Annotated in this window: 11 protein-coding genes and 1 pseudogene; 5 read left to right on the top strand and 7 right to left on the bottom strand. The window is 39.7% G+C overall.

What is annotated here, in order from left to right:
* Positions 1 to 22: 22 nt before the first annotated feature.
* Entirely contained in the window at positions 23 to 907 is an 885-nt protein-coding gene (locus tag E4N80_RS00935) for a YitT family protein (RefSeq protein WP_253699727.1), read from the bottom strand.
* 522 nt (positions 908 to 1,429) lie between these two features.
* Between E4N80_RS00935 and E4N80_RS00930 the strand changes: the two are divergent.
* Positions 1,430 to 3,528, top strand: a pseudogene (locus E4N80_RS00930) (methyl-accepting chemotaxis protein).
* Positions 3,529 to 3,613: 85 nt separating this feature from the next.
* Here the strand turns inward: E4N80_RS00930 and E4N80_RS00925 are convergent.
* The 3 genes from E4N80_RS00925 to lysS are packed head-to-tail and all read right to left on the bottom strand — an operon-like array spanning position 3,614 to position 7,010.
* A complete protein-coding gene (locus E4N80_RS00925; protein WP_253699726.1) occupies positions 3,614 to 4,309 on the bottom strand; it encodes a YgjP family zinc-dependent metalloprotease in 696 nt (231 codons plus the stop codon).
* Positions 4,306 to 5,376, bottom strand: coding sequence for a DUF2804 domain-containing protein (locus E4N80_RS00920; RefSeq protein WP_253699725.1), 1,071 nt, complete (start codon positions 5,374 to 5,376; stop codon positions 4,306 to 4,308). The genes E4N80_RS00925 and E4N80_RS00920 overlap by 4 nt, the downstream gene beginning before the upstream one ends.
* A gap of 47 nt (positions 5,377 to 5,423) precedes the next feature.
* The gene (lysS, locus tag E4N80_RS00915; protein WP_253699724.1) at positions 5,424 to 7,010 is read right to left on the bottom strand and encodes a lysine--tRNA ligase; all 1,587 of its coding nucleotides are present in this window, start codon (positions 7,008 to 7,010) and stop codon (positions 5,424 to 5,426) included.
* A 109-nt stretch (positions 7,011 to 7,119) separates the two neighbouring features.
* Between lysS and E4N80_RS00910 the strand changes: the two genes are divergently transcribed.
* On the top strand, positions 7,120 to 8,049 hold the full coding sequence (locus E4N80_RS00910; protein ID WP_253699723.1) for an Hsp33 family molecular chaperone HslO: 930 nt from the start codon (positions 7,120 to 7,122) through the stop codon (positions 8,047 to 8,049).
* Positions 8,039 to 8,662: a precorrin-8X methylmutase gene (locus E4N80_RS00905; protein ID WP_253699722.1), complete on the top strand. Its 624-nt coding sequence runs from the start codon at positions 8,039 to 8,041 to the stop codon at positions 8,660 to 8,662. The genes E4N80_RS00910 and E4N80_RS00905 overlap by 11 nt, the downstream gene beginning before the upstream one ends.
* A 29-nt stretch (positions 8,663 to 8,691) precedes the next feature.
* Here E4N80_RS00905 and E4N80_RS00900 read toward each other — a convergent pair whose 3' ends face one another.
* From E4N80_RS00900 to E4N80_RS00890, 3 genes are all read right to left on the bottom strand, one after another.
* Entirely contained in the window at positions 8,692 to 9,549 is an 858-nt protein-coding gene (locus tag E4N80_RS00900) for an Rpn family recombination-promoting nuclease/putative transposase (protein WP_253699721.1), read from the bottom strand.
* A 566-nt stretch (positions 9,550 to 10,115) separates the two neighbouring features.
* Positions 10,116 to 11,774: an ABC transporter ATP-binding protein gene (locus tag E4N80_RS00895; protein WP_253699720.1), complete on the bottom strand. Its 1,659-nt coding sequence runs from the start codon at positions 11,772 to 11,774 to the stop codon at positions 10,116 to 10,118.
* Positions 11,771 to 13,591, bottom strand: coding sequence for an ABC transporter ATP-binding protein/permease (locus E4N80_RS00890; protein ID WP_253699719.1), 1,821 nt, complete (start codon positions 13,589 to 13,591; stop codon positions 11,771 to 11,773). The genes E4N80_RS00895 and E4N80_RS00890 overlap by 4 nt, the downstream gene beginning before the upstream one ends.
* Before the next feature lie 164 nt (positions 13,592 to 13,755).
* Between E4N80_RS00890 and E4N80_RS00885 the strand changes: the two genes are divergently transcribed.
* Positions 13,756 to 14,604, top strand: a complete 849-nt coding sequence (locus E4N80_RS00885) for an Rpn family recombination-promoting nuclease/putative transposase (RefSeq protein WP_253699718.1) — start codon at positions 13,756 to 13,758, stop codon at positions 14,602 to 14,604.
* 54 nt (positions 14,605 to 14,658) lie between these two features.
* Complete coding sequence (locus tag E4N80_RS00880) at positions 14,659 to 15,342, top strand: metal ABC transporter ATP-binding protein (protein ID WP_253699717.1); 684 nt, start codon at positions 14,659 to 14,661, stop codon at positions 15,340 to 15,342.
* Position 15,343: the final 1 nt, after the last annotated feature.

Genomic DNA, 15,343 nt, shown 5'->3' with positions numbered 1-15,343 from the left:
TATCAAACCTGTAAGGCTAAGTTTACTTTATTTTTTGCTTAAAACCGAGACCGTAAACTTCCTGCATATCACAGACCATGATAAAAGCTCTTTCGTCTATTTCGGTAATAATTTCCTTTGCTCTGACAAATTGAGCCCGGCTTACAACACAGAGCAGAACAGGACGATCCTGCTTTGAATACATGCCTTCTCCTTTGAGGAGGGTAACACCTCTTTCAAGTTTACTCATAAGAGCATCCCCGATTTCAGCCGGCTTAGAGCTCACAATAAAAAAGCCTTTAAAGTAGCCTAAACCGTCAAGAATCATATCAGCTATCTTTGTACAAAAGAAAAGAGCTATTAAAGAATAAAGCGAAGTGTTAGGATTATTATCGACAACACCTGCAAATGTTACTATTACAAAATCGGCGATAGCCATACCCTTTGCTATACTTAAACCCGGAAAATGCTTGTTTACAATAGCTCCGGCAAGGTCTGTCCCTCCTGTAGTAGCTCCACGTTTAAACACAATCCCCAAACCTACTCCTAAAAGAATTCCGCCAAATGTTGCCTGTAAAAAAAGATCATTAGTAAACACAAAATCTTGGGGTAAGACAGCCAAAACCCCTGAAAGCACCAAAATAGACAAAAGGGTAAAAACAGCCGATTTTTTACCCAAAAGTTTTGCTCCAAAAATAAATAAAGGAACATTTATAATTAAATTCAATATATAAACTCTTATACCGGTCAATTTTTCGATTGCAACCGACAAACCGCTGACACCTCCCGGCGCAATTGTTCCCGGAATAAGAAAAAATTGCAATGCAACTGCCGCAAGCACACTTCCAACCGTAACCCAAAAAGTATCCAGCAGGACACCTATAACAAACTTTGTAGAAAGATGTTTGACGGGTAATATTTTATTCATAATATACATTCTCCAAACTATAATTTTCTTTATACAGAACAGATACAAATTTACAAACAAAAGTTATATTACACCATTTTCTTAAAAAAATCAACAGAGCAGAAACACAAAGACAACCAATACACAATTTTCTGTTTTGAATAAACGGCAAAACAACATACATAGTTGACAGTTTCATACCTTTAGCCTATAATACTGTCCATGCTGCAACACGATATTCTGTTAAACTAAGCCTTAACATAAAAAATGTATTCAATAAACCGCCATGGACGGCGGTGGTTCCAAGCTTCCAAGAGTTTTAGACGTAAGTCTAAAACTCTAAGCTGAAAAATGTACAAGGATGTACATTCCCCAACCGCCATGGACGGCGGTGGTTCCAAGCTTCCAAGAGTTTTAGACGCAAGTTTAAAACTCTAAGCTGAAAAATGTACAAGGATGTACATTTTTCAGCGGATGTCTTAAGGATTGAGACCCATCAATCCAAAAAACAAAATGCATTACACCTAAAAGAGGAGATTAACAATGAAAGAGAAAAAAAAGGGATCATTGAGGACAAAACTATTAATTGTATTTGGATTGCTTATTTTTGCAGTCAGTTTTATACTGGCTTTTTTTGCTATACGCACCGCTCGTAAAGCCGTAACCGAAAAGGTGGAAACGCACCTTATAGATAAGGCAACCGATACGGCAGAAATTCTTGATGGGCGGGTTACAGCGTTTTTTCAATTTTTAGAAGGTATTGCACGTACACCGATACTCAGAGACAACTCTCTTTCATATCAAGAGAAAACGGCGTATTTAACAAAAGAAGCGGCTTTTAATAACAGAATAAAAGAACTGAATATAACCGATAAAAACGGAAACTTTTACTATGCGGGAGGTTCCGTTAATGTAAGCGACAGGGAATGGTTTCAAAAGTCTCTTTCGGGAGGAAAATTCGTTACCGAACCGTACATAGAAAGAGCGACTGGAACACTCGTAATGACTTTTGCAGTTCCAGTTTTCGATTCTGCCCATACCGTCGTCGGGATTTTATCCGCCGACGTCAATGGTTTACAGCTATCGGAAGACATAGCGGATATCGTCGTCGGTAAAACGGGGGTTTGCTACATTTTGGGACTTACCAGAACTACCATTGCCGATAAAGATAGGGAATTGGTAAAAAACCGTATGAATTTCAATGAAGAGGCAAAAAAAGATGCTGCTTTTACTTCCCTTGCCGCTTTCGAAAAGATGGCAGTCGAAATAGACGAGCCTTCCATCGGCTTTTACACATACAAGGGCGTGAATAAGATCGCCTCTTACGCCACGATGAAAACCACCGGCTGGACGGTTATCATAAATGCTCCGAAAGAAGAATTTATGGGAACGGTCAATGAACTTAGGCTTGAAATGATTATTATCGGAGTAATCATCCTGACGATAGCCCTCATCATCGTTTTCTTTACCGCCAGCGCCATGGTCAAACCTATAAAGGTTGTCGTTGGAGCCCTTAAAGATATAGCCCAAGGCGAAGGTGATTTAACCGTGCGCCTGCCCGTACACGGCAACGATGAAGTTACAGATTTATCGGAATACTTCAATCAAACAATTTCTAAAATCGGCTCGTCGATTAAAACTGTCGGCAAGAATACTCTAGACATGACAAATATCGGTAACGAACTTGCAAGCAATATGACAGAGACGGCAAGTGCTGTGCACCAAATAAGTGCGAACATAGACGGGGTAAAACAACAGGCTCTTACCCAAGCCGCAAGCGTCAGCGAAACGGCGGCTACCATCGAAGAAATTATCCGCACCATAAAACAGCTGAATAGCAATATTGAAAATCAGGCGGCGAGTGTTGCAGAGTCTTCTTCCGCCGTCGAGCAAATGGTAGGAAACATAGCTTCTATCACACAGACCCTCGGTAAAACCGATGACGTTATAAAAACTCTTGCTTCCGCCACAGCCGACGGCAAGGAAACAGTTACGGGAGCAAACACTGTTACCCACAGCGTATTGCCGAAGAGTCAGGCGGTCTATTGGAAGCCTCAAGTGTTATACAACACATTGCAAGCCAGACCAACCTTTTGGCGATGAATGCCGCAATCGAAGCCGCCCACGCAGGTGAAGCGGGAAAAGGCTTTGCCGTTGTTGCCGACGAAATTCGTAAGCTCGCTGAAGAGTCTTCCAGTCAAGGTAAAACCATTACCGAAACGCTTAAAATACTTTCAGGAGAAATTGAAGCTCTTTCATTCTCTGCAAAAACGGCAGAAGAAAAGTTCAACGCTATTTTTGCTCTTTCGGAACAAGTCAAAACGATGAGTCAAAATCTAATGAACGCTATGCGCGAGCAGGAAAACGGCAGCAAGGAAGTACTTACTGCAATCCGCGACATCAATATGGTAACAAATCAAGTAAATGACGGTTCTGCCGAAATGCTGCGCGGCGGCGAGAATGTAGCTAAAGAAATGCAAAAACTCGATGAACTTACCCGCGTCATCACCGACAGTATGAACGAAATGGCCTCCGGTGCCGTACAGATTAGCAATGCCGTGCAAGAAGTAAACACAATAAGTCAAAAGAATAAAGAGAGCATTGAAAATCTTTCTAAAGAGGTCGGAAAGTTTAAAGTTTAAACTAATTGTTAATGTGTAATGAATAATCGGTAATCGATAGCTGATAACTTAATTACTCATTACACATTAACCCTTATCGATTCCCCTAATAATCTTCCGAATTCAACAACTTCACTCTTTCTTTCCAGTCGGGAAGATATTTAGTCATGTATCGCTTAAAGCGGTCGTTGTGGAGCCTTTCCTTAAAATGAACGAACTCGTGCACAAGCACCATTTCGGCACATTCACAAGGAAGGGCAGCAAGCTTTGTGTTTAGGGTAATTATACCCGTATAAGAATTACAGGAACCCCACTTGCTTTTCATATCCCTGTATTTTATCTCGGAGGCGGTTTCCTTTATCTTAGCTTCCCAAAAGGGCAAGATTTCTTCAACATAAAGTTCCAATTCTTTTTTATAAAGGCGGTTCAAAATTGAAGGCCGTTTTTTGGGATCCGCTCCGGGAGGTTCTTTTAAATAGATAAAATCATCATCGACTGCGACGCTTGCATTTTTTTTAGCACGCAGTATTTTGATTTTATAGTCGGCTCCCCATAAACTTACCGTGGAGCCGTCCTTTAATGAGGCTTTTATATTCTTCTTAAAAATCTTTTCCTCTATTCGTGCCTGATGTTTTTTTATCCACGCAATGTTTTCTTTTACAAAGTCCAAGGCTTTAGTTTGAGAATAGTTTTTCGGAACATGGATACAGGGAATAGCCGTCTTAGGCGATATGGTAAGTCTGAGTTTCCGCCCCTTTGATTCGGCCCATTCGATTTCAACCCCTTCTATTTTAAGCATCATATTCTAAGATTGTATTTTTTAGCTATGCCGGGAAAAGATTTTAGCTTTAATTCTTCTCCGTCAGCCGTCAGCAGGGTACCTTCAAAATGACCGTAAACGGTACTGTATTCCGTCCTAAAAACTGCGGCATTTACCCTTTTGTAATTTTTTGAAACAGGAAGAAACACAAGGTCGACCATGCTTTCGGTGTCCTGTATTATCCATTTTCCCATGATGCCGAAGGGACGGGTTATTTTTACCGGAGGAAGAGGGGTACGCTTCCCGTCATAGAGCATCATATTATCATTATACTTATTGCTGTCAGCAGCTATCGAATTTGCAAGATAAAAAACCAAAGACTTATCATCCAGCTTGCCTAGTCCGTTTACAAGGGTGCGCTTTGACCTAAAACCGGTATAGGACTTTCTCACATCAAAAACGCCCACGGCCGTTTCTTTTTTTAGCTGAATATCTTCGTTGTAACCCAAACTTATCCAGCCCTTTACCGTCCCTGTCTGCATGTACATAGCCATACATCGCCGGCTTACATAGTTGGGAATTACGCACGAAAAATCCAAGGCTTCTTTATCCCGAATATCCAAATCCAAACGGCCTTCGCATGAGGGACGGGAATCACGGGCCGAAAAGTCAAAATCGGCATGAAGTTTTCCGTGCGACAGACGGGAAAAAATACGGGCATATCTATATGGCTTACGGCAGGCAGTAACACTGTATCTTATGTGCTTAGGAATATGAATAAAGCCGCCCGGCAGGTATTGCCGATAGGCATATTTTTGCTGGGTCTTACGAACCCAAAAGGTTGTTTCCATAAAGGAGAAAATATAGCACGAAAAAAATACTATTTCGCCTATTATCTCATCATCGCAGAATAGAAACCTCATCGTCCCCGAAATCCGCCCATTGGTAATTATTCTGGGAATGGGTAGATTACCGAATACCCGATAAAGTCCTTTTATATCGAATTTTTTAAAGCAGCCTGAAAAAGTGCCGAAATTCGATTTTCCGTTTTGTACAGGCTTATCGGGTGCAGGTTCTATCTTGCGTGTGTACAAGTTATCATTAGCCATAAAAAGAATGTTAGCACAATTTGCAAAAAAATAAAAGCCTTCGCTCTTTAATAATCTTTAAATATTTTCTCCAGTCTTTCTTTGCCGATGGTTTTCATAAAGCCGGCAAGGCGCGGGCCCTGATCCTTTGAAACAAGGGCTTGATAAACGGCAACAAACATTTGCTTGGGCTCCAAGCCGCATTCTTTTGCCGCATCGTAAAGGGCTGTCGAAAATGTCTTTTCGTCCATCGCGTCCATTTTGGGTAAAAGGGAATCCCTTATCGTTTTAATCGCCTTTGTTTCCGGCTCGGAAAGTTCAGCCTTTGAGCCGTCAGCTCTTAAAGCAAACTTAAATTCTTCGGGAGCACCCCCGTCCGTGATCCAGTTCCAGGCACATTCGGCACGGGATCTCAGTCTATCGGCTTGAGCAGGCTTTACATCGGGAAGCCCCTTTATTACGGCTTCAATATCGCCCGAATTTATCTGTAAAAGATTGCATAAATGCCTAAAAGGAATTTGATAGGAAATACACTCAGGCATTCCGTCTATTTGAGAAAGCTCATAGATTCTATATTCTTTTTCGAATGTCTCATCGTTTTTAGCCTTTTCTGCCTTCCACGCAATGCGCTCGGTTTTGTCATAGTCTTCGTAAATCTTAATTACATCAAGGTCAAAGCTGATAACGAATTCGGTGTTGGGCCTTGTACCCGCAAAAAGATAGCGGGCAACTTCGGGCTGATAAACTTCGAGTACTTCGGCAAGGCTTACAACCTTTCCCTTAGAAGAGGCCATCTTTCCGGGCACTCCCTTTAAACCGATAAAATCATATCGGAAACTTACGGGAGCAGGCCAATTATAAATGCGATCGGAAACCAAACTTGCCGTATCGAAGGAACCTCCTTGTGAATGATGATCCTTTCCGGCCGGCTCAAAAACGGTTTTCTCAAAAGCCCAGCGCATGGGCCAGTCAACCCTCCAGCCCAGCTTTACAGATTTTGCCTTACGCAGATCCACGGCTTCGCAATGTCCGCATTCGCAAGAGTATTTAAGCGTCCAGTCTCCGTCCCATGATTCTATCTTTGTCGTGTCCTTATTACAGGCTGTACAAAAAACAGAAACGGGCCAGTATTCTTCGGTAATTTTATGTGCCTCATCTCGGTAAGTATTTAAAATGTCTTTAAGCTCTTCCCTGTTATCCAAGGCTTTTTTCATTCCTTCGGCATACAGTCCCTTTTGATAGCGTTCGGCCTGATAAAGATATTCGGGATGAATTCCGACGCGGGGCAATACGGCTTCTACATCATGCTCGTGGTGGCGGGCATAATTTTCATCCCTCTCAAATGTATCGGGAACCATCGTAATCGGATAGCGGAGGTATTTTTCCAACACTTCGGGCTTGGGCATATTTGCGGGAACCTTTCGGAATACATCATAGTCGTCCCAAGAATAAATAAAGCGCACATTTTTTCCGCGGGAGCGCAATGCCCTCACAACCAAATCGACGGAAATAATTTCGCGGAAATTTCCTACATGAACAGTCCCCGAAGGCGTAATACCGGAAGCGCAGGTATAAACATCGAGGTCTCCCCTCTCTCTTATGATTTTTTCGGCAGTCTGATCCGCCCAATGTAATAATTTCTTTTCGTTTGACATAATTTCTTCCTTAAAAACATTTAAAATATACAAAAGCAGGATATTTTATACAAAAAAAGGGAAGGTGTCAATCCTTGTACAAAAGCCTAAACTCTGATATAATCCGCCTATGATAGATAAACCGATAACCGATCCCGTCTTAATCGAAAAATTTAAAACCATGCACGAAGATGGAATGACGGTCTTTATGCTAGGCGAAGGCCAAATCCGCGGAGCTTTTTTTCACGGAACCCGTTTTGTAAATAAGATGCGGGTACAGCACAATTTAGGTATTTTAGAAAGCCTGGCCCTCGGCCACGCCTCACTTTGCGGGGCACTCTTAATTCCGACAATGAAGGGAAGAGACCGGATCATATTTAGATGCGATACCCAAGGCCCCCTTGTAGGTTTTAGTGTCGAAGCCTTTAGCGAAGGCTTTGTAAGGGGCTATCTTTTGGAAGACCCCATAAGGCCGGATACTCCCTTAGAAACATGGGACCTAAAACCTCTTTTCGGGGAAGGAAAAATCTCGGTTATCCGCTTCCCTGAAGGCACTAGGGAACCCCTAACCGGAATCGTCGAAATAAAACACAAAAACATAGCCCTTGACCTATCCGAATATTTTTTACAATCCGAGCAGACGGTAACGGGATTTAATACGGGCATTCAATTCGACAAAGAAGGAAGAATTATCGGGGCAGGCGGAATGTATATTCAGCTAATGCCGGGAGCCGAAGAAGCCTTGATAGAAAAGGCGGAAAGAGCCTTTGCTGCCTGCCCCTCGATAGGCCAATGGTTTGCAGAAGGCGGAGACAGGGAAGATGTCATCTTCGGCCTTTTCCGTGACTGTAATCCTCAAGTTTTAATCGAAAGAAAGATAGACTTTTATTGTCCCTGCTCGAAAGAAAATTTCCGCGATAAACTTTTTACCTTACCTGAAAAAGAAATTGCAGACATGTACGAAAACGGCCCTGAGCAAATAGAGCTTTATTGCCATAACTGCGGCTCAATCTATAAATATCCCAAAAGCATCTTAAAGGAAAAAATCAATGTACATTAAAAAACCAATGGAAATAGAAAATAAGAGCATGGATATAATTGAAGAGAGCATGAAGGATGTTTCTTTTACGGAAGAAGAAAAAATTATAGCCAAGAGAATGATTCACACTACGGGCGATGTCGAGTACCGAAAGATAATCGTTTTTCAAAATAATTTTATAGAATCGGCTAAAAGGGCTCTTCAAAAGGGCATAACTATTTTTACAGATACCAAGATGGTGCTGACAGGCATCAATAAACCCGCCCTCTCAAAAACCGAAAATAAACTTTTATGCTTGATTGATGACGAGAGGGTTTTTAAGATGGCTAAAGAAAACGGAATAACGCGCTCTTCGGCAGCCGTAGACCTTGCAGTCCAAGAAGGAGCCAAGGCCTTTGTCATAGGCAATGCCCCGACGGCTCTTTTTAGGCTCTTGGAGCTCTGCGAAGAAAAAAAAGTTTCCCCCGAATTTATTATCGGCGTTCCCGTAGGCTTTGTAGGAGCTGCCGAATCGAAAGAAGCACTGCGTTCAAAACCCTTTCCCCAAATCTCTACCGTAGGCACCAAGGGCGGAAGCAATGTCGCCGCCTCCATTATAAACGCCCTGCTTTATATGATGGTAGAAAGGGAGTAAGATTCAGAAAGTTTAAATTAATACAACTCTTAAAACTCTTTGATTTCCTGAATAGCAAGGCCTGTAATTTTATGAATATCATCTAGGGAGTAATTCATAGTCTTCATCAATTTTGCCATATCGAGTTTTGCCTGATACTCACCATCAGCAAATCCCTCTGCACGGCCTTCGGCCAGACCTTCCCTTCTGGCATCACCTCTTTCAGCTTCTAAGAGCATCTGATATTTCTCCCTAGATAATTCTCTAGCTATACGTCTTTCTTCTTCAGTTACCTTAAGAATTGTTTCTTCTGCCATCCTGATGCCCTCCGCTAATTCACATAATTTTTTCAGCATACCGCTCTTTTTGTCTTGTTCATAAGTAGTCAAAAACCTTATCCAAAAATCTTTTAAGGTATAATCTTCTAGGCTCTTTTTTATAGTATAACCTATTAACTCATTTAATTCAATGTAAATGTATTGAATAACGGAATTTTCAGACATTTTTACAAGTTTTGCATTTTTAGGAACATTACAACCGAAAACCGAAATACTTACGGCATAAAAAGGGTCATCTTTTTTTGATTCCAATTTCAAAAAACGGGAAGCCAAACGCAAAAGATACATTTGACTGCGTCTAGGATAGTTTGCTTTCCAAAACTGCTGCATCTCAAGGTCTATAATAAGGCCTGTGTCCGTTTTAATTAAAAAATCAAGATGATAAGTCTCTCCATTTGGAGTTTCACGGATAAGCTCGGTATTTAAAATATCCGCTTTTTTGATTTTACCGTAAGAATCTTCCAAAAAAGCATTTAAAAAGCTTATAAGAGCCTTATTACCCTTTTTTCCTTTAGAAAACATCAACTTGAATACCCAATCCATCTTGGGATTTAAAAATTCTTCTTTCATAATAAATTTTTCTCCTTATCATAATTATTGTATTATTTATTTGTGTTTTATTGTAAAATTTATAAAAATATTTTATAAAAACTATTACAACCATGATGGTAGAGAGGGAGTAAGATTCAGAAAGTTATCAAGGGCTTGACAGTATGGTATAGCTCCATAGGCACTTGCAAAGTTTTTAAGAATGGCAGATTTTTTTCTTAAAAGCTTTAAACAAAATATCCAAGTGACCTTAAGGAGATTTTAGTGAAAAATAAAATATTTTTAGCTGTCCTTCTTTTAGCAGCAGAAGGTGAATTATATAAGTTGTAGAAAGCGAAATACACAATATCAGGCAACAAGATAATATTTGACGATAATGAAGATGAAACTACAACCTTCAAAATAGAAGGAAATACGCTGACTATTGGTAAAGACGGTGATGATTTTTATTTAGTGGGAACAAAATCTTCAGATTATACTGCTGTCCAAATAGTGAACGCTGAATAGCTATAGTAACCTTAATCAAAATTAAAACAAGTCTTACCCCATCGGAAGACTCCGCCCCTCCGATGGGGGATTTTATTTTTTTACCTTACCCTTCCCTTTTCAATGTAGACAATTTTGTCGGCGGCGTTCACGGTGGATTTGCGGTGGCTTACGATTAAAACGCCTTTGTCTTTTTTTTCTTGGTATATCGAATTTAAAATGAGGGCTTCGTTTAAGCTGTCCAAGTTTCCGGTCGGCTCATCGAGTAACAAAAGCGGAGCCTTGTGCAAAAAGGCTCGGGCAAGACCGAGACGCTGTTTTTCACCGCTCGAAAGATTTCCTCCAAGCTCTGTCATCTTCGTATCATAGCCTTCAGGTAGACTCATAATAAAATCGTGGATTGCAGCTTTTTTGGCGGCTTCGATAACATCCTCTTTTGAAGCATTCCTGTTTGCAAGGAGGATATTTTCATAAATAGATTTTTTGAAAATATAGGTCTGCTGGGTAATGTAAGAAACAGCCTCCCGTAAACTTGCCGTGTTTATCTTTTTAATATCGATACCGTTCATCTTTACCTCACCCGACAGGGGATCGAAAAAGCGCATGATTAGGCGGAGCAATGTACTCTTACCGCTTCCGCTTTTGCCGCAAAGGCCGACTATCTCATCTTTTTTAACGGAGATACTTACATCCTTTAAAACTTCCATGTCGTCATATCTAAAGTTGATGTTATCGGCTTCGGCTTTTTCAAAGCTTAGGTTTTCGCCGTCTGTAACTTCATCAAGTTCCGGTTTTTCTTCAAGCAGAGAAAAAACCCTTTCTGCTGAAGCAAAGGTTTGCTGCAAGTTTACAGCCAAACCTGAAACCGCAATTATCGGGCCGTAACCTGAAAGAAGCATTAGATTGGAAATCAAAAAAGCGGCAAAGTCGATTTTTCCGTTTACCAAAAGGAAGGCAGAAATGCCCAGCATTAAAAAATTGCAAAGAGTAAGAGCCGCTTCCGTAATTGCAAATGTTTTACCCTCAAAGTTTTTTAAGAGCTTAAAGGTTCCGCTTATGGCCTCGCCTCTTTTTTCAATATTCTCTTTTCGTTCCCTTATCTTGTCAAAAAAGATAATCTCTTTTATTCCGAGGAGGGAATCCAAAAAGAAAGAATTAAGGGAGCTCATTTTTTTTCGGTATTCTACACCGGCCCCATCATCCATCTTAGCAAAAAGGAGGGGAAGGAAAAAGCCGATAACTATATAAATAAGGGCAACCGTAAGGCTCAAAACAATGTGTATTTTAGCAAAGATAATTAAGGCAAAAATAAAGTAGAGAACTGCAGAAGCTGCCGGTGCTATTGTGTGGGCATAAAAAACTTCGAGCAATTCTATGTCGGCGGTTATAATAGACAAAAGGCTGCCTGAATCCTTTTTTTGTAATTTTACAAAGGCGAGTCTTCTCATAGCCGTAAAAATTTTATCCCGTATCAAGGCCAAAAGGGTGAAGGCTATGTAATGCCCCGAAAGCTGTTCGCCGTATCTAAAGATACCTCGGCTTACGGCACAGACGATGAGGCCTATGATTACAAAATTCAAGGAAACCGAAACGTTAAAAATCTTTAAGTCTAAAAGAGAGACAATGCCGACTCCGCCCAAAACAGGGATGGCCGCTGCAATGATAAAGCCCAAAACCCTTAAGATGACCGTTATAGTCATAACTCCGCTAAGAGGCTTTACAAATACTATCAATTTTTTTATAAGTTCACTTTTTTTCATTTTACACCCATCCGTATTTTTTCAAGATCTTTTTGCTGTAAATACATCCTTGCATAGATGCCGTTTTTTTCAATAAGGTTTAAATGAGTTCCTTCTTCTTTTATTTCTCCCTTTTCAAATACATAGATATGGTCTGCGTTTTCAATGTTTGCAAGCCTGTGCGAAATAAAGATAATTATTTTGATTTTGCTTAATTCATAAAGAGTGCTTAAAATAAGCTCTTCACTTTCGACATCGATATTGCTTACAGCCTCATCAAAAATATAAATGTCTGTATCATGGAGGAGAGCCCGCGCAAGAGCAAACCGCTGAATCTGTCCGCCCGATAAATTCTTTCCGCCCGATTCAATATAAAAATCCAAACCCGAATTACCGTCTTCCGAATATTTTCTGTTTAAAATAAATTCGTCTAAGAGAACCTTTTTTAATACGCTCATCAATTCTTCATCGCTTGCAGAAGGCTTCGCTATTAAAAGATTTTCTCTAACCGAAGCTCCGAATAAAAAGCTTTCGGTAGAAACAAGGTTCATATACCTAGCTCTAAATTCGTCGGGGAGTTTTTTTGCTTCTATTCCCGATAAGAGAATTTCACCGGAATAGTTTTTTTGTAAGCCCATAAGTAAGGCCGCCGCAGTGGATTTACCCGAACCGCTTTCTCCTGCGATGCCGTAAAAGCCCGGTTTTAAAAATTCAAGAGAAGCATTTTTTAGAGCTTGCTTTGATTCGTTATAATTAAAGTTTAAATTTTTTACTTCGAGTGAAGGCAAATTGCCCTGCAGAGAATCAGGCTGACTGCCGGGCTGAGACCCTTTAATTTTTTTTGCTGTTTCTTCAAGTTCGGCTTCGCTTAAAACTGAAGCCGAATCGCTTTTTACATCCATCAATTCAAAGAGGCGGTTCGCTGCGGTTATGCCGTTCATCGCTATATGAAAGAACGAGCCCAGTGCCCGCAGAGGTAAAAAGAATTCGGCACAGAGCAAAATAAAAAGCAATGCCCCTTCTATCGAAAGATTTCCGGCTCTTAACTGATAAAGACTGACGATTGTTCCGAGAGCAGTCCCTCCGTAGGCAACGGTATCCATCACAAAGATGGAATTAAGCTGCATGGTTAAAACCCTCATCGTTACCCGCCTAAAATTTTCCGCCTCGGCATTTAGTTCCCTATGCTGAGCTTCATCGTCGGAATAGGCTTTCAAGGTGATAAGGCCGCGGAGGTTATCCAAAAAGGAATCTCCGAGCCCGGTATAAACGTCAAGGTATCTTTTTAAAATACGCTTTGCAACCGTTTGAATGGCTGCAATCGAAAGGGGAATTAAGGGCACGCAGACAAAAAGCACAAGGGCGGCAAAAAAGTTTATCGGTGCAAGAATTATAAAAAGAGTTACCGGTGCCGCCATACTGAAAAAAAACTGAGGCAGATAGGCCCCAAAATAAGAATCGAGCTGTTCGATTCCGTCAGTGCCTATTTGAGTAACCTCGGCCATGCTTATATATTGAGAATAATTAAGCTTTAGCGAAATAAATTTATCGTAGAGCATCGAGCGCAAAGTTCTTTTAACCTCGGTTCCTGCCCTATACGAAAAGTAAGAACGCTTACGGACGGCAATAACTCTTATTATCAAGGCAGCCGAAGCTGCGAACAACAACACAAAAACCGTTTTTTTATCAAGCGAAGAATTATATAGGCCGAAAATAAAGCGCACAGTTACAAAGGTAATAGCCGTATTGCACAATAGAGAAATCCATGAAGAAAGAGCCGAAAGCAATATCCATTTTTTACTTTTCGGCACCGACCCTGTCAGGCGTTTATGAATCATAACTAACCTCTAAGAAGATATAGTTTATTTTATAGGAAACAAATAAAAATAACAATAGGCTAACTTTTAAGCTTTTTTAATTAGAAATTACAAAATATTTTTTAAATTTTACTCATAAATCTTATTTTTTCATATAAATATAATAGGAGGTATGAGAGGAACAAATGAAAGATGATACAAATTTCAAAATAACCCTACGAAATGATTATGCTTTTAAGCGTATTTTTGGAACTGAGGAAAATACAGACATCCTACAAAATTTGCTGGAATGTATACTCGACATTCTACCTGAAAATATCGCAGGATTAGAACTTTTGGATAAAGAATTTCATAAAGAAATTTTGACTGAAAAACTAGGTATCTTGGATATAAAGTTAAGACTAAAAGACAAAACAATTATAAATATTGAAATACAGAATAGGAGGAGAGGAGATTTTCCTGAAAGAAGCGTATATTATTGGTCAAAAATGTATAACGAAAGTATAAAACAAGGTCAAGACTATACAAATCTTCCGAAATGTATTACAATAAATTTGATAGGAAAAGGCTTTAATAAAAATAAGCGTTTGCACAATAAATATTTCGTTATGGAAAAGGACACAAAAGAGCCTTTATTTTCAAAACTTGAGATTCATATTATAAATCTTGAAACAGCAAAGCTTTTAGAAGAATCAAATTATACGGACATTAAAACAAAACGCTTATTAAGCTGGCTGAAATTTATTGAAACAGATGATAGGGAGGTAAGAAAGATGTTGGCACAAAATTCCAAAACGATGAAAAAAGCAAATGCAGCTATTGAAGTAATGGAAATGAGTCCTAGAGACAAATGGCTCTATGAATCCCGCATGAAATATCAACACGATATGGCATCAGAAAAACACGAGGGCTATACAGAAGGCGTATATCAAACAAAACTCGAAACAGCAAAGAACTTAGTTGATCTAGGCGTGGCACACGAAGTCATTATGCAAGCCACGGGCTTAAAACAAGACGAAATAAACAATCTTTAATAAATACAAGTCCGTCTTGCAATCTTTAAAAAAAAGAAGTAAAATGCGATTCCTATGGTAAAAATAAATTCTCTCAAGTTTAAATATCCGAATTCAAAAAAAGAAGTTTTAAAAAATATAAATTTGGAAGTAAAACAAGGCGATTATATTTCGATTGTGGGAGAAAACGGCTGCGGAAAAAGCACCCTCCTAAAGCTGATTTTAAAATTGCTGAAAATACAAAAAGGTGAAATTATTATCAATGCAAAAAAAATCGGCTATCTTCCGCAAAAAAAAGAAAACCTAAACGATTTCCCGATTACGCTTTTTGAACTTTTAAATTCTTATAGAAAAATATTAAAGATAAGGGAAAGCGATTGTGCTCTAAAAGCCCTGGAAAGAGTGAATTTAACCGAATACAAAAACAGCCTTGTAGGAGAACTTTCGGGAGGCCAGCTTCAAAAGCTCTACATCGCCCGTGCCCTTATCGGGGATCCCGACCTTTTAATTTTAGATGAACCTTCTACCGGAATAGATGTTCAGGGACAAAAAGAAATCTATTCTTTTGTAAAAGATTTAAACATTAAAAAGGGGCTGACCGTCATTTCGGTTGACCATAATTTGGATGCAGCTATTTTTAATTCTACAAAAATATTTCACATAAAAAACGGAAAAGGCCATTTGTGTAATCCTCAACAATATACTTCGGAATTTTTTAATCCGAACTTTGTTCAATTTAAACCAAAGGGGGAAAAATAAA

It is taken from the genome of Treponema denticola (assembly GCF_024181605.1).
Taxonomy (GTDB): Bacteria; Spirochaetota; Spirochaetia; order Treponematales; family Treponemataceae; genus Treponema_B; species Treponema_B denticola_B.
Note: the sequence above shows the minus strand (reverse complement) of the source record. Positions and strands in the feature narration are given on the sequence as shown.

Coding starts and splice junctions, on each gene's coding strand:
- E4N80_RS00935 (WP_253699727.1), bottom strand. CDS start 907: ATGAATAAAATATTACCCGTCAAACATCTTTCTACAAAGTTTGTTATA.
- E4N80_RS00925 (WP_253699726.1), bottom strand. CDS start 4,309: ATGATGCTTAAAATAGAAGGGGTTGAAATCGAATGGGCCGAATCAAAG.
- E4N80_RS00920 (WP_253699725.1), bottom strand. CDS start 5,376: ATGGCTAATGATAACTTGTACACACGCAAGATAGAACCTGCACCCGAT.
- lysS (WP_253699724.1), bottom strand. CDS start 7,010: ATGTCAAACGAAAAGAAATTATTACATTGGGCGGATCAGACTGCCGAA.
- E4N80_RS00910 (WP_253699723.1), top strand. CDS start 7,120: ATGATAGATAAACCGATAACCGATCCCGTCTTAATCGAAAAATTTAAA.
- E4N80_RS00905 (WP_253699722.1), top strand. CDS start 8,039: ATGTACATTAAAAAACCAATGGAAATAGAAAATAAGAGCATGGATATA.
- E4N80_RS00900 (WP_253699721.1), bottom strand. CDS start 9,549: ATGAAAGAAGAATTTTTAAATCCCAAGATGGATTGGGTATTCAAGTTG.
- E4N80_RS00895 (WP_253699720.1), bottom strand. CDS start 11,774: ATGAAAAAAAGTGAACTTATAAAAAAATTGATAGTATTTGTAAAGCCT.
- E4N80_RS00890 (WP_253699719.1), bottom strand. CDS start 13,591: ATGATTCATAAACGCCTGACAGGGTCGGTGCCGAAAAGTAAAAAATGG.
- E4N80_RS00885 (WP_253699718.1), top strand. CDS start 13,756: ATGAAAGATGATACAAATTTCAAAATAACCCTACGAAATGATTATGCT.
- E4N80_RS00880 (WP_253699717.1), top strand. CDS start 14,659: ATGGTAAAAATAAATTCTCTCAAGTTTAAATATCCGAATTCAAAAAAA.